Below are 16,375 nucleotides of genomic sequence, written 5' to 3'. Positions count from 1 at the left end.
GTCCGTACTCGTAGCCGCGCTCGGCCAGCCGGGCGTACAGGCCGTCGACGTCGACCGGGTCGGCCCCCGGCGGCGGCCACGCGGCAGGCGGCGCGGGTTCGGGGGGCGCGGGTTCGGGGGGTGTGGTGCCGGGGGACAGGTGGCCGGTCGCGTGGCGGGTCCAGCCGCCGTCGCGCCGCGAGTGCACGTCGAGCGAGCGGCGGCCCGCCTCGTCGGGGGCGCCGACGGCGACCTGGATCCGGACGCCCTCCTCGGGCAGGACGAGCGGCGCCTCCAGCGTCAGCCCGCCCAGCTCCTCCCCGTCCAGCCGCGCGCCCGCGGCCAGGGCGAACTCGGCGAACGCGGCGCCCGGCAGCAGCACCGTCCCGTCGATCGCGTGATCGGCCAGCCAGGGCCGGGTCGCGGGGGAGATCCGGCCGGTGTAGGTGACGGACCCGTCCGGGGCGGGCACGGCCGCGTCGAGCAGCGGATGCCCGGTCGGGTCGAGGCCCGCGGTCGCGACGTCCCCGGCCGGGGCGGTCGCGTCGAGCCAGTAGCGGGCGTGCTCGAACGGGTAGGTGGGCAGGGCGACCGTCCGGGCCGGGCCGATGAGCGCGGGCCAGTCCACCGCCGCGCCGCGGGCGTGCAGGTGCGCCAGCGCGGTGGCGAAGGCGCGGGTCTCGGGCCGCTCGCGGTGCAGCGTCGGCACCGCGTCGGCGCCGCCGCCGTCGAGGGTCTGCCGGACCGCCGGGGTGAGGACGGCGTCGGAGCCGAGCTCCACCAGCGTCGTCACGCCCTGCTCGGCGAGCGCGGCGACGCCGTCGGCGAACCGTACCGTCCCTCTCGCGTGGTCGGCCCAGTAGTCCGGGTCGGTGAGCCGGTCGCCGGTCCGCCCGGTCAGGTTGGAGATCACCGGGATCTTCGGCGGGCCGTGCTCCAGCGTCCGGGCGACGTCGCGCAGCTCGTCCAGGACCGGGTCCATGAACGGGGAGTGGAAGGCGCGGCCGACGTTCAGCCGCCGGGTGCGGCGACCGCGCTCCGCCCAGAGCCGCGCCACCTCCTCGGCCGCCTCCGGGTCGCCGGAGACCACCACCGACCCCGGCGCGTTGACCGCGGCGACGGAAAGCCGGTCCGCGTACGCGGCCAGGGTGTCGGCGACCTCCTCCTCGGACGCGCCGATGGCGACCATCGCGCCGGGCCGCGAGTCCTGCATGAGCCGGGCGCGGGCGGTGACGAGGACGGCGGCGTCGTCGAGGGTCAGCACGCCCGCGAGGTGGGCGGCGGTCAGCTCGCCGATCGAGTGCCCGAGCAGCACGTGCGGCTCGGGGCCGTAGGAGGTGGTCAGCCGGTACAGGGCCGTCTGGAAGGCGAACAGCGCGGGCTGGGTGTAGAGGGTCTGGTCGACCTCCTGGCCGTCGCCGAACATGACCTCCTGGAGGGGGACGTCCAGGTGCGGGTCGAACGCCGCGCAGGTCTCGTCCAGTGCCTCGGCGAACACCGGGAAGTCCGCGTACAGCTCGCGTCCCATGCCGGGCCGCTGGGAACCCTGCCCCGGGAAGAGGAACGCGACCTTTCCCTCACGCGCGGTGTCCCGGACGACCTGCGGCGGAGTCTCGCCGGCGGCGAGCGACCGCAGCCCGTCGAGGAACTCTTCCCTGTCGGACGCCACGATCGCGGCCCGGTGGTCCAGCGCCGCTCGGGTCGTCGCCAGGGACAGACCCGCGTCGATCGGGTCCAGGTCGGGTGTGGCCTGGACGAAGTCGTGCAGCCTGACGGCCTGCGCGCGCAGCGCGGTCTCCGTCCGCGCGGACAGCAGCCACGGGATCGGCAGGGAGGTCCGCTCGCCTTCGGGCCGCTCCGCTTCCTGCGGTGCTTCTTCGATGACGACGTGGGCGTTGGTGCCGGAGATGCCGAAGGAGGAGACGGCGGCGCGGCGTGGCCGGTCGGTGTCGGGCCAGGGATGGGCTTGGTCGAGGAGCCGGACGCCGGAGTCCTCCCAGTCGACGTGGGGGCTTGGGGCGTTGACGTGGAGGGTTTGGGGGAGTGTCCGGTGCCGGATGGCGAGGATCATCTTGATGATTCCGGCGACGCCCGCGGCGGCTTGGGTGTGGCCGATGTTCGATTTGATCGAGCCGAGCCAGAGGGGCTTGTCGGGGTCGCGTTCGCGTCCGTAGGTGTTGATGAGGGCCTGGGCTTCGATCGGGTCGCCCAGGGTGGTGCCGGTGCCGTGAGCTTCGACGGCATCGATGTCTGCTGGGCTGAGACCTGCGTCAGTGAGCGCGCTGTCGATGACCCGTTCTTGGGACGGGCCGTTGGGCGCAGTGAGTCCGTTGCTGGCACCGTCCTGGTTGACGGCTGTGCCACGGATGACGGCGAGGATGGGATGACCGTTGCGCTGCGCGTCGCTGAGCCTTTCAAGGAGGAGTAGCCCGGCGCCTTCGCTCCAGGCGGTCCCGTCAGCGGTGTCGGCGAACGCCTTGCACAGGCCGTCCGGCGCCAGCCCGCGCTGTCGGCTGAACTCGATGAACGTGGCGGGTGTGGCCATGACGGTGGCGCCGCCCGCCAGCGCGAGGTCGGTCTGCCCGGAGCGGAGCGCCTGGCAGGCCAGGTGGGTCGCGACCAGCGACGATGAGCAGGCGGTGTCGACCGAGATCGCCGGGCCTTGCAGCCCGAGGGAGTAGGCGATGCGGCCTGACGCGACGCTGGGCGCGCTGCCGGTGCTGAGGTAGCCCTCGACGGGAGTGGACGTCCCGGTGGCATGGAGGCGGGCGGCGTAGTCGGCGTACATGATGCCGGTGAACACGCCGGTCGCCGTCCCCGTGAGGGTGGTGGGGTCGATCCGGGCGTTCTCGATGGCTTCCCAGGCGGTTTCGAGCAGGAGGCGCTGCTGCGGGTCGATGGCGGTCGCTTCGCGTGGGCTGATGCCGAAGAAGGCGGGGTCGAAGTGGTCGGCGTCGTGCAGGAAGCCGCCCTTGCGCGTGTAGCTGGTGCCGGAGTGGTCGGGGTCGGGGTGGAAGAGGCGGTCGAGGTCCCAGCCCCGGCTGGTCGGGAAGTCGGTGACGGCGTGTCGGCCCTGAGCGAGGAGATCCCAGAGCTGTTCCGGGGTGGTGACCTCGCCGGGATAGCGGCAGGCCATCCCGATCACCGCTATCGGCTCGTCCGGCTGGCCCGACGCGGCGTGGGGCGTGGGGGCCTCACGCGTGCCGGTGAGTTCGGCGTCCAAGTAGGCGGCGAGCGCGGCTGGCGTGGGGTGGTCGAAGACCAGGGAGGCGGGCAGGCTGAGGCCGGTCGCGGTGGCGATCCGGTTGCGCAGCTCCAGACCGGTCAGCGAGTCGAACCCCAGCTCCGCGAAGGACGCCTCGGAGCCGATCGCGCGCGGGTCCGGGTGGGCGAGGACCGCCGCGATCTCCGTGCGGGCCAGGTCGAGCAGCGCCTCGCGGCGGCGCTCCGGCGGGAGGTCCGCGTGGTCGAGCGCGACGGCCGGCTGCTGTGGGCGTCGCTTCTGGGGCCGTCCCAGCCGGTCGATCGGCGCCCCGACGACGGCCGGACGGTCCTGGCCGAGTGCCGCGTCCAGCAGGTCCAGCGCCTCTTCGTCGTCCAGTGGCCGCAGCCCCGCGTCGTCGAGCCTTCTGCGGTCGGCGGCGTCGAGTTGGGCGGTGATGGTGCTCGTGGTCTGCCACAGGCCCCAGGCGATGGACGTGGCAGGGAGTCCTTGCTGGTGGCGGTGGCGGGCGAGGCCGTCGAGGAAGGCGTTGGCGGCGGCGTAGTTGGCCTGGCCCGGATTGCCGAGGACGGCGGTGACGGAGGAGTAGAGGACGAACGCCCGGAGTGGGAGGTGCTGGGTGAGTTGGTGAAGGTTCCAGGCCGCGTCGGCTTTGGGCTGGAGGACGGTGCGGAGTTGGTCGGAGGTGAGGTGGGTGAGGGTCGCGTCGTCGGTGGTGCCTGCTGCGTGGATGACGGCGCGGAGCGGTCGATCCGGCGGGATGGTGCCGAGTAGCGCGCTCAGGGCGTCGGGGTCGGCGGCGTCGCAGGTTGCGATGGTGACTCGGGCATCGAGTGCGGTGAGGTCGGCCAGCAGCTCACGAGCTCCGGGTGCTTCCAGGCCGGAGCGGCTGACGAGGAGCAGGTCGCGGACGCCGTGGCGGGTGATGAGGTGGCGGGCGGCGAGCGCGCCGAGCGTGCCGGTGCCGCCCGTGATCAGGACCGTCCCGTCCAGCTCCGGCGCGGGACGGTCGGTGACCGGCAGCCGCGCGACCTCCGGGGCGAACGCGATCCCGTCGCGAAGGACCAGCTCGGGCAGCCCGGACAGCGCGGCAGCCGCGACGGCGGACCGTGAGGCGTCGGCGCCGTCGACGTCCAGCAGGACGAACCGGCCGGGATGCTCCGACTGCGCCGAGCGGACGAGCCCGCGGACCGCGGCCGCCGCGAGGTCCGCGACGACGTCGCCCTCCCGCGCGGTCTCGGCCCTCTCGGTGAGCACGACCAGGCGGGACGCCTCCGTCGTCGACCTCGCGAGCCACCCCTGGAGCAGTTCCAGCACCTCGGCGGCCAGCGCGTGCGTTTCCGCGACCGGATCAACCCCGGGCGAGGCGACGGGTACGACGACGGCGTCCGGCGTTCCCGACAGCCCCGCGAGCCCGTCCGGCCCGAGGACGGCGACCGTGCCGTCCGGCGCGTCGGCGAGCGGCGTCGGCGTCCAGACGACGTGCCGGAGCGCGCCGCGCCCCGCGGCCCGCGCCAGCCGGTCCGCCCGCACGGGACGCAACGTCAGCGCGTCGGCGGTGAGCACCGGATCGCCGTCCGGGGTGTGGACCGCGAGCGCGAAGCCGCTCTCCCCGCGCGGGGACAGGCGGACGCGCACACGGGTGGCGCCGGTGGCGAACACCGACACGCCGGTCCAGGCGAACGGCAGCCGCAGCGGCCCCGTGCCGTCGTTGGCGGCGGGCAGGACGTGCAGGGCGGCGTCGAGCAGCGCCGGGTGGATCGAGTACCGCGAGGTCTCCGCCCCGCCGGGCAGCTCGACCTCGGCATAGAGGTCGTCGCCCCGCCGCCAGGCGGCACGCAGGCCCTGGAAGGCCGGGCCGTATCCGTAACCGTGGCCGGCCAGCCGCTCGTACACGCCGTCGACCGGCAGTTCGGCCGCGTCCGCCGGGGGCCACTGCGTCAGCGGCTCGGAGGGAGGCGGACCGGCCGTGGTGAGCGTGCCGGTGGCGTGCCGCGTCCACGGCGCGCCGGGCGTGTCCGGGCGCGCGTGCACGGACACCGGCCTGCGCCCGGATGTCGCGTCGGGAGGCCCCGCGACGACCTGGAGCTGCACCGCCCCGGACTCGGGCGGCACGAGCGGCGCCTCCAGCGCCAGCTCCGCGATCCGTTCGAGACCGGTCTCCAGGCCCGCCCGCAGGACGAGTTCCACCAGCGCGGCGGCGGGGAGCAGGGGCGTCCCGGCGACCTCGTGGTCGGCCAGCCAGGACGGCGCTCCTGCGGAGAACCGCCCCGTGAACAGCGTCTCGTCCTGCCCGGCGACCTGGACGGCCGCGCCGAGCAGCGGATGGCCCGTCTCCGCCAGCCCCAGCCCGGACGGGTCGGAGCCGACCGGGGCGTCCAGCCAGTACCGCGCGCGCTGGAACGGGTAGTTCGGCAGCCGCACGGGACGGCCGGGACGTGTCAGCCCCTCCCAGCGGACCGGCACGCCGCGCACGTGCAGCCCAGCGAGCGCCGCGACCACGCCGCGGGAAGCGTCGAGGCCGCGCGGCGCGGTCGCGACGGCGCCTTCGCCGTCATCGAGAACCCGCCGGGCGAGCGCGGTCAGCGTCGCGTCGGGACCGAGCTCCAGGCAGACGCCGACCCCGGCGGCGTCCAGCGCCGCGACACCGTCGGCGAACCGGACGGTGCCGCGCACGTGCCGGGCCCAGTAGTCCGGGTCGGTCAGCTCGTCGGCCGTGGCGATCTCACCGGTGAGGTCGGAGACGATCGGCACTTCCGGCGGGCGGAGGGTGAGGCGCGCGGCGGTCGCGCGCAGCTCGTCCAGGACCGGGTCCATGTGCGGCGAGTGGAAGGCGCGGCTCACCGCCAGCCGCCGGACGCGGTGCCCGCGCTCCTCGAACTCGGCCGCGACCTCGTCCGCGTCTCCGGCGTCACCGGAGACGACGACCGCGTCCGGCGCGTTGACCGCCGCGACGGCCAGCTCGCGCCCGGCGATCCGTTCGGCGACCGCGTCCTCGGAGGCGTTGATCGCGATCATGACGCCGGGGCGGGAGCCCTGCATGAGCCGGGCGCGGGTGGTGATGAGGGTGGCCGCGTCCTGGAGGGACAGCACGCCCGCGAGGTGGGCGGCGGTCAGCTCGCCGATCGAGTGCCCGAGGAAGTGCGTCGGGACGATCCCGAAGGAGGTGATCAGCCGGTGGAGCGCGGTCTGGTGGGCGAACAGCGCGGGCTGGGTGTAGACGGTCTGGTCGAGCAGCGCGCCGTCGTCGGCGAACATCACCTCCTTCAGCGGCGTGTCCAGGTGCGGGTCAAGGGCGGCGCACGCCTCGTCCAGGGCCTCGGCGAAGACGGGGAAGTGCTCGTACAGCTCCCGGCCCATCCCGGCGCGCTGCGAGCCCTGCCCGGAGAACAGGAAGGCCACGCCGCCCGGACGTCCCGCAGAGCCGCGCACGGCGGCCGCGGTCGTCCGTCCGGAGGCCAGGGCGCCCAGCCCGTCGAGGAGGCCGTCGCGGTCCGCGGCGACCACCACCGCGCGGTGGTCGAAGAGCGCCCGGCCCGTCGCGAGCGCGTGCGCCACCGCCCGGACGTCGGCGTCGGGATCGTCCTCGACCAACGCGCGCAGCCGCCGGGCCTGGTCCCGCAGCGCCGCCTCGGACTTCGCGGACAGGGCCCACGGCACGGCCGGGAGGCGGGCCGCCTCGGGACGCTCCGGTTCCGGCTCGTCCGGGGGCTGTTCGACGATGACGTGGGCGTTGGTGCCGGAGATGCCGAAGGAGGAGACGGCGGCGCGGCGTGGCCGGTCGGTGTCGGGCCAGGGTTGGGCTTGGTCGAGGAGCCGGACGCCGGAGTCGTCCCAGTCGACGTGAGGGCTTGGCGCGTCGATGTGGAGGCTTCGCGGGAGCGTCCTGTGCCGGATGGCGAGGACCATCTTGATGATTCCGGCGACGCCCGCAGCGGCTTGGGCATGCCCGATGTTCGATTTGATCGAGCCGAGCCAGAGGGGCTTTTCGGGATCCCGTTCCCGTCCGTAGGTGTTGATGAGGGCCTGGGCCTCGATCGGGTCGCCGAGGGTGGTGCCGGTCCCGTGCGCCTCGACGGCGTCGATGTCGGCGGCGTTCAGACCGGCGTCGGTGAGCGCGGTGTGGATGACCCGCTCCTGGGACGGCCCGTTGGGCGCGGTCAGTCCGTTGCTGGCACCGTCCTGGTTGACGGCGGAGCCGCGGATGACGGCCAGGACGCGGTGGCCGTTGCGCTGGGCGTCGCTGAGCCGCTCCAGCAGGAGCAGTCCGGCGCCTTCGGCGAAGCCCGTCCCGTCGGCGGCGGCGGCGAACGGCTTGCACAGGCCGTCGCGTGCCAGCCCGCGTTGCCGGCTGAAGTCGACGAACGTGGCGGGGGTGGCCATGACCGTCACGCCGCCCGCCAGCGCGAGCCCGACCTGCCCGGAGCGGAGCGCCTGGCAGGCCAGGTGGGTGGCGACCAGCGACGATGAGCAGGCGGTGTCGACCGAGATCGCCGGACCCTGGAGGCCGAGCGTGTAGGCGATCCGCCCGGACGCCACGCTCCCATAACTGCCGTTGCCGAGGTATCCCTCGAACTCCTCCGGCACCGATTGCAGTCGCGACCCGTAGTCGCCGTACATGATGCCGGTGTAGACGCCGGTGGCCGTGCCGCCGAGGCCGGTCGGATCGATGTGGGCGTTCTCGATGGCCTCCCAGGCGGTTTCGAGCAGAAGTCGTTGCTGCGGGTCGATGGTGGCGGCCTCGCGCGGGCTGATGCCGAAGAAGGCGGGGTCGAAGTGGTCGGCGTCGCGCAGGAAGCCGCCCTTGCGGGTGTGGCTGGTCCCGGGGCGTTCCGAGTCGGGATGGAAGAGCCGGTCCAGGTCCCAGCCGCGGTCGCCGGGGAAGTCGGTGAGCGCCGTGCCGCCCGCGGCGACGAGGTCCCAGAGGTCCTCGGGCGTGGCGATGTCGCCGGGGTAGCGGCAGGCCATCCCGATCACCGCGATCGGCTCGTCCCCGTCGACGGCGGGCGCTGCGGCGGGTGCGGCGGCGGCGTCTCCGAGCAGGCCGCTCCGCAGCCGCGCGGCGAGCGTGTCCGGCGTCGGGTGGTCGAACACGAGCGTGGCGGGAAGCCGCAGGCCGGTGGCGGTGGCCAGCCGGTTGCGCAGCTCCACGGCGGTGAGCGAGTCGAACCCGATCTCCTTGAACGGCCGCCCGGCGACGACCGTCTCCGGCGTCCCGTGTCCGAGCACGGCCGAGGCGTGGGCGCGGACCAGGTCGAGGAGGATGCCGTGGCGCTCCTCCTCCGGCGCGGCCGCCAGCCTCCGGGCGAGCGCGGACGTGCCGTCCTCGGCCGCGTCCGCCGCGCGCGCCCGCCGCGCCGGTGCCCGGACCAGCCCGCGCAGCGGGGCCGCGACGGGCCCGGTCCGCGTCCCGGCGAGGTCGAGCGCCGCCGCGACGGTCACCGGCCGCGCCGTGCCGAGCGCGGCGTCGAGCAGGGCCAGGCCCTGCGCGGTGTCCAGCGGCGCCACGCCGCCGCGCCGCATCCGGGTGCGGTCGGCCTGGCTCATGTGGCCGGTCATGCCGCTGGCCTCGTCCCACAGGCCCCAGGCAATGGACGTCGCGGCGAGTCCCTGCTGGTGACGGTGGTGGGCGAGGGCGTCGAGGAAGGCGTTGGCAGCCGTGTAGCCGCCTTGGCCCGGACTTCCGAGCGTGCCGGTGATGGACGAGTAGAGGACGAACGCCCTGAGCGGTAGATCCCGGGTGAGGCGGTGGAGATGCCAGGCGGCGTCGGCCTTGGCGGCCAGGACGGCGTCGAGCTGGTCGGACGTGAGGTTGGCAATCGTCGCGTCGTTGAGCGTCCCCGCCGTGTGGACGATCGCGGCGAGCGGACGATCGGCGGGAACGGAGTCGAGGAGACCGGCCAGCGCATCGGCATCGCCGGCGTCGCAGGCGGCGATGTGGACGTCCGCGCCGAGAGCCGTCAGTTCGTCGGCGAGTTCGGCCGCGCCGGGCGCGGCGGCCCCGGAGCGGCTGGTGAGCAGCAGGTGGCGGACGCCGTGCCGGACGACCAGGTGGCGTGCGGTGAGCGCGCCGAGCGTCCCGGTGCCGCCGGTGATCAGCACCGTCCCGTCCGGCGGGAACGCGACGGGCGGACCCTCCTCCGGCGAGGCCGGGGCCAGGCGCGGCACCAGGCAGGAACCTTCGCGCAACGCCGACTGCGGCTCCGCGGTGGCGAGCGCCGCGGGGATGTCGCGCGCCGACCCTTCGCCGTCCACGTCGATCAGCAAGAACCGATCGGGGTTCTCGGCCTGGGCCGTGCGGACCAGGCCCCAGACCGCCGCCGCGACCGGGTCGGCCTCCATGCCACGGGTGACGAACGCGAGCTTGGCGTCCTCGAACCGCTCGTCGTCCGTCCACACCCGCAGCACGTCGAGGACGCGGCTCAGCGCGGCCCGAACCCCTTCGCCGGAATCGTCGGAGGCGGCGGTCTCGACGGGGACCAGGACGGCGTCCGGCGCGGCTTCGGCGGCCGCGTCCAGGTCGGCGACCGCGGGCAGCCCGAACGTCTCCGCGCCGAGCACGACGACCTGGGCGGACCCGGCGGCCGGGAGCGGGACCGGCCGCCACTCCACCGTGTAAAGGCCGGGCGAGCGGCCCGCCCGGCTCAGCGCTCCGGGCGAGACCGGCCGCATGGCTAGCGCGTCCACCGAGCCGACGGCCGCTCCCAGCGCGTCGGCGAAGACCAGCGAGACCGCCCCGCCGTCGACGGCGGCGATGCGCACTCGCAACGTCGACGCGCCCACCGCGTGCAGCCGCACGCCGCTCCAGGAGAACGGCAGCAGCGGCCCCTCCGCGCTGCCGGGGACGGCGAGTCCGACGGCGTGCAGGGCGCCGTCGAGCAGCGCCGGATGGACGCCGAACCCGCCCGCGTCCCCGGCCTCGGTCTCGGCGAGCCCGACCTCGGCGAACACCGCGTCGCCCGTGCGCCAGGCGGCGCGCAGCGTCTGGAAGGCGGGGCCGTAGTCGTACCCCTGGCCGGCCAGCTCGTCGTACCGTCTGGACAGGTCGATCGGCGTCGCGCCGGGCGGTGGCCAGACCGCCAGGTCGTCGCCGGGCGCGGGCCCGGCGGCGGGCGCGAGCGCACCGGTGGCGTTGCGGGTCCACGCGCCGTCGCCGTGCCGGGAGTGCAGGCCGACCGGACGGCGTCCCGAGGGGTCCGCCGCGCCGACGATGACCTGGATCTCCACGGCCTCGGCGCCGTCCAGCACGAGCGGCGCTTCGAGCGCGAGGTCGTCGACGGCCTCCGCGCCGAGCCGCGCGCCCGCGTGCAGCGCCAGTTCGGCGATCGCGGCGCCGGGCAGCAGCACGGTGCCGGTCACCGCGTGGTCGGCGAGCCAGGGATGGGTCCGCGTCGAGATCCGCCCGGTGAACACCGTCGCGTCCCCGTCCGCCGCCGCGACGGCCGCGCCCAGCAGCGGATGGTCGGCGGACGCCAGCCCCAGCGCCCCCACGTCGCCGGAGGCCGCGGGCGCCGCCAGCCAGTGCCGCTCGCGCTGGAAGGGGTAGGTGGGCAGGTCGACGCGGCGTGCGCCGGGGTGGGCCGCCGCCCAGTCGACCGTCCCGCCCTGGACGTACAGCTCGGCCGCCGAGCGGGCGAACCGGTCCAGGCCGCCCTCGTCGCGGCGGAGCGTGCCGACGGCCGCCGCCGGGACGCCGGCGTCCTCCGCGACGTCCTGCACGGCCGTGGTCAGCACCGGGTGCGGGCTCGCCTCGACGAAGAACGCCCGGCCCCGTTCCAGCAGCCCGCGGACGCCGTCCGCGAACCGGACGGTCCGCCGCAGGTTCCGGAACCAGTAGGCCGCGTCCAGCTCGCCGTCGCCGACCGGCTCCCCGGTGACCGTCGAGAGCATCGGGACGCGCGGCCGCCCTGGGCGGATCGGCGCGAGCGCCGCCAGCACCTCGTCGCGGATGCCCTCGACCCGGGCGCAGTGCGAGGCGTAGTCGACGGGGATCGTCCGCGCCTGGACGCCGTCCGCCTCGCATCCGGCGACCAGCTCGGCGATCGCGGCGGCGTCGCCGGCGACGACCGTGGCGTTCGGGCCGTTGACGGTCGCGACGTCCAGCAGGTCGCCCCAGGCGGCGATGCGTTCGGCGACGACCGGCGCGGGCAGCAGCACCGAGGCCATGCCGCCGGTCCCGGCCAGCGCGACCAGGGCCCTGCTCCGCAAGGCCACGACGGCGGCGGCGTCCGCCAGCGACAGCGCCTCCGACACGGCCGCCGCGGCGATCTCGCCCTGCGAGTGGCCGATGACGGTGTCCGGACGGACGCCGAGCGACTCCCACAGCGCGGTCAGCGACACCATGACGGCCCACAGGGCGGGCTGCACGACGTCCACCCGGTCGAGCGGGGCACCCGTGCCGCGCAGCACGTCCAGGGGCGACCAGTCGACGTGCGGTTCCAGGGCCGCCGCGCACTCCTCGGCCCGCGCGCGGAACACCGGGCTGGAGTCCAGCAGCTCGGTGCCCATGCCGACCCACTGCGACCCTTGCCCCGGATAGACGAACACGGTCGCGCCCGAGGCGGCGGTCGTTCCCAGCACCAGCTCCGGCGCGGACCCTTCGCCGGCCAGCGCGTCGAGGCCCCGCAGCCGTTCCGCGGCGTCGCGTCCGAGCACGACGGCGCGCTCCGGGAAGGGCGCGCGGCCCGTCGCCAGGGAGAGGCCGACGTCGGCGGGATCGGCGTCCAGGTCGCGCAGCCGCGCGGCCTGAGCCCGCAGCGCTTCGCCGGTCCGCGCCGTGACCGGCCACGCCGTCAGCGCCCCGATCGGCCCGGCGGGCGCGGCGGCCTGCTCCCGCGCGGGCTCCGGCACCGCCTCCAGGATCAGGTGGGCGTTGGTGCCGCTGATCCCGAAGGACGACACCGCGGCCCGGCGCGGCCGGTCGGCCTCCGGCCACGGTGTCGCCTCGACGCGCAGCGCCACCGTGCCGGACGACCAGTCCACGTGCGGGGTCGGCTCGTCCACGTGCAGGGTCGGCGGCAGGACGCCGTGCCGCATGGCCTGCACCATGGCGATCACACCGGCCGCTCCGGCGGCGGCCTGGGTGTGCCCGATGTTGGACTTGACCGAGCCGAGCAGCAGCGGACGCTCCGGATCTCGGTCCCGGCCGTAGGCGTCCAGCAGGGCGCGCGCCTCGATCGGGTCGCCGAGCCGGGTGCCGGTGCCGTGCGCCTCCACGGCGTCCACGTCGGTGGGGGACAGGCCCGCGTCGGCCAGCGCCTGGGCGATGACGCGCCGCTGGGACGCCCCGTTCGGCGCGGTCAGGCCGTTGCTGGCGCCGTCTTGGTTGATCGCCGAACCGCGCACGGCGGCGAGGATCGGATGGCCGTGGCGGCGCGCGTCCGACAGCCGTTCCAGCAGGACGAGGCCGACGCCCTCGGCCCAGCCGGTGCCGTCGGCGGCGGCGGCGAACGCCTTGCAGCGTCCGTCCGGCGACAGCCCCCGCTGCCTGCTGAACTCGACGAACATCCCGGGCGTGGACATCACCGTCACGCCGCCCGCCAGGGCCAGCGAGCACTCGCCCCGGCGCACCGCCTGCGCGGCGAGGTGCAGGGCCACCAGCGACGACGAGCACGCGGTGTCGACGGTCACCGCCGGGCCCTCAAGGCCGAGCGTGTAGGCGACGCGGCCGGACGCGAGGCTGACGGACGTGCCGGTCAGCAGGTAGCCGCCCGCCTCGTCGGCCGGGTCGTGCAGGCGGGGCCCGTAGTCCTGGGCGGTCGCGCCGACGAACACGCCGGTCGCGGACCCGCGCAGCGTCCCCGGCGCGATCCCGGCCCGCTCCAGCGTCTCCCAGGCGGTCTCCAGCAGGAGCCGCTGCTGCGGGTCCATCGCGGCGGCCTCGCGCGGGCTGATGCCGAAGAACCCGGCGTCGAAGTCGGCGATGCCGGACAGGAAGCCGCCGTGGCGGGTGTGCGACGAGCCGGGCCGGTCGGGGTCGCGCAGGGTGTCGAGGTCCCAGCCGCGATCGTCGGGGAAGGGGGAGAGCGCGTCGGTGCCGGAGGAGACGATCCGCCACAGGTCCTCGGGCGAGGACGCGCCGCCGGGGTAGCGGCAGCCCATGGCCACGATGACGACCGGATCGTCGTCGGTGGAGGTGGAGGTGGAGGTGGAGGTGGAGGTGGTCGGGACGTCGACCGGACGGACCGGCTCGGCGGTGCCTCCCGTCTCGCGCGCCAGCAGGTCGGCGACGGCGGCGGCGGTCGGATGCTCGAACAGCAGGGTGGTGGGCAGGTCGATCCCGGTCGCGTCGGCGAGCCGGTCCCGCAGCTCGACCACCATCAAGGAGTCGAACCCCAGCTCCTTGAAGGCCCGGGTGCCGTCGACCGAGGCGGGGTCGTCGTGTCCGAGCACCAGGGCGGTGTGCGCGCGGACCAGTTCGCGGAGCCGGTGCGCGCGTTCGGCCTCCGGCAGTCCGGCCGGATCGTCCGGCGCGTCCGTCGGCGGCTCCTCGTCGGGGGCGGGATCCACTTCCGCCGCCTCCGTTCGCGGCGCGGGCGAGCCCCTGAGCCAGTGCCGTCGCCGGTCGAACGCGTACGTGGGCAGGGCGATCCGCCGCGCGCCGGGCAGCAGCGCGTCCCAGTCGAGCTCGGCGCCGTGGGCGTGGAGGGTGGCGAGCGCCGTCGCGAGCGTGCGGGCCTCGGGACGGTCGCGGCGCAGCGCCGGAACCAGCGCGACGCCCTTCGGCAGGCTCTCGCGCGCCATCGCCGTCAGCACCCCGTCCGGGCCCAGTTCCACGGCGACGGCGGCGCCCTCCACGGCGCGGACGCCGTCCGCGAACCGCACCGCCTCGCGGACGTGCCGGACCCAGTACTCCGGCGCGGCGAGCTGCTCGCCGGTCGCGATCGTCCCGGTCAGGTTCGACACGACCGGGATCTCGGGCGGACGCGGCCGCAGTCCTTCGGCGACCCGGCGGAACTCGTCGAGCATGCCGTCCATGTGCGGGGAGTGGAAGGCGTGGCTGACGCGCAGCCGCCGCGCCTTGCGTCCCGCGTCGCGCCAGTGCGCGGCGACCTCCAGGACGGCGTCCTCGTCGCCCGACACGACCACCGAAGACGGTCCGTTGACGGCCGCGATGGTCACGTCGCGCCGTCCGTCCAGCACGGCCAGGACTTCCGCCTCGGTCGCCTGGAGCGCGGCCATCGCGCCGGTCGCCGGGAGCGCCTGCATCAGCCGTCCGCGGGCCTCCACCAGCGCGCACGCGTCCTCCAGCGACAGGACTCCGGCGATGTGCGCGGCGGTGATCTCGCCGATCGAGTGGCCCAGCAGCAGCGCGGGCCGCACGCCCCAGTGGCCGAGCAGGCGCGCGAGGGCCGTCTCGATCGCGAACAGGGCGGTCTGGGTGTGGGCGGTCCGGTCGAGCGACGCCGCCTCCGGGGACCCGGCGGGCGCGAACATGAGGTCCTTGATCGGCGCGGAGAAGTGCGCGCACACCTCGTCGAGCGCGGCGGCGAACACCGGGTGGGCCCGGTACAGCCCGCTTCCCATGCCGGGACGCTGCGAGCCCTGGCCCGAGAAGAGGAACGCGACCCCTCCCGCGCCCGCGACGCCGCGCACCACGCCCGCGGCCGGGGCGCCCGCCGCGACGGCCGTGACGCCGCGCAGCAGCTCCGCGCGGTCGTCGCCGACCACCACGGCCCGCCGTTCGAAGGACGTCCGGGTGACGCCGAGCGAGTACGCCACGTCCTCGTCCGCCGCGTGGGGCTCGGACGCGGCGAACTCGGCGAGGCGGGCCGCCTGCCCGCGTAGGGCCTTCGGGCTCGCGGCCGACACGGGCCACAGGACCGGCACGGCGCCGCCCGGAGCGTCCTGCTCGGCATCGGCTTCCGGCTCCGGCCGTCGGGGGGCCTCGGCCAGGACGACATGGCAGTTCGTCCCGCCCATCCCGAAGGAGCTCACTCCCGCGACCAGCGGACGGTCGGGGTGCGGCCAGGGACCGGTCTCCCGCTGGACGCGGAGGTTCAGCTCGTCCAGCGGAATGTCCGGGTTGGGGCTCTCGAAGTTGAGGCTGGCCGGGAGGCGGCGGTGCTGGACGCTCAGCACGGCCTTGATCAGCCCGGCGATGCCCGCCGCGCCCTCCAGGTGGCCCACGTTCGTCTTCGCCGATCCCACCGGCAGCGGCGACCCCGGCGGCCGCCGCGCGCCGAGCGCCGCGCCGAGCGCGGCCGCCTCGACCGGGTCGCCGCGGCGCGTCCCCGTCCCGTGCAGCTCGACGTACTGGACGTCGGCGGGCGACACCCCGGCCGCCGCGCAGGCCCGCCGGATCACGCTCTCCTGCGCCGCCGCGCTCGGCACCGTCAGGGCGTCGGTGCCGCCGTCGTTGTTGGTCGCCCCGCCGAGGATCACGCAGTGCACCGGGTCGCCGTCGGCCAGCGCGGCGGCCAGCGGCTTGAGCGCCACGACGCCGCCGCCCTCGCCGCGGACGTAGCCGTTGGCGCGGGCGTCGAAGGTGTGGCAGCGGCCGTCCGGGGACAGCGCGCCGAACCGGTCGACCGCGACCGTGCCCTCCGCGGTGATGGCGAGGCTCACGCCGCCCGCGAGGGCCAGCTCCGACTCGCCGCGGCGCAGGCTCTCGCACGCCAGGTGCACCGCCACCAGCGACGACGACTGCGCGGCGTCCACCGTCATGCTCGGCCCGCGCAGCCCCAGCGTGTAGGACACCCGGTTGGCGATCACGCCCCGGCTCAGCCCGGTGATCGTGTGCCGGCCCACGGCCGGGGCGCCGATCCGCGTGACGAGCGAGGCGTAGTCGTCCCCGATCGCCCCGGCGAACACGCCGGTCGCGCTGCCGCGCAGGGTCGCGGGAACGATCCGGGCGTCCTCCAGCGCCTCCCAGGCGAGCTCCAGCATCAGCCGCTGGCGCGGGTCCATCGCGGCGGCCTCGCGCGGGCTGATCCCGAAGAACGCCGCGTCGAACCGGTCGATCTCGTCCAGGAACCCGCCACGGCGGATCCGCGTGGCGCCGTCGCCGTCCGCCCAGCGGTCGGGCGGGGTCTCGGTGATCGCGTCCCGGCCGGCGCTGAGCAGGTCCCAGAAGGCGTCCGGTCCCGGAGCACCGGGCAACCGGCACGCCACCCCGACGACCGCGACGGCGGAGTCCTCCGGCCCGGTGTAAGCAGGTTCGGTGTCACGCAT

The 16,375-nt window shown here is 75.7% G+C and carries 1 protein-coding gene (only partly in view); it reads right to left on the bottom strand.

Annotated features, from left to right (window positions below; genetic code table 11):
• A protein-coding gene (locus FXF68_RS01390; RefSeq protein WP_148756986.1) for a type I polyketide synthase crosses the window boundary here: on the bottom strand, nucleotides 1-16,375 show its 5' portion. Its footprint begins 2,168 nt before the window's first position; the window shows 16,375 of its 18,543 coding nt (coding positions 1-16,375); the start codon lies at nucleotides 16,373-16,375; its stop codon lies beyond the left edge, outside the window.

It is taken from the genome of Actinomadura decatromicini, assembly GCF_008121305.1.
Taxonomy (GTDB): domain Bacteria; phylum Actinomycetota; class Actinomycetes; order Streptosporangiales; family Streptosporangiaceae; genus Spirillospora; species Spirillospora syzygii.
The sequence above is the reverse complement of the archived record's forward strand: the minus strand, read 5'-3'. Positions and strand labels throughout refer to the sequence as shown.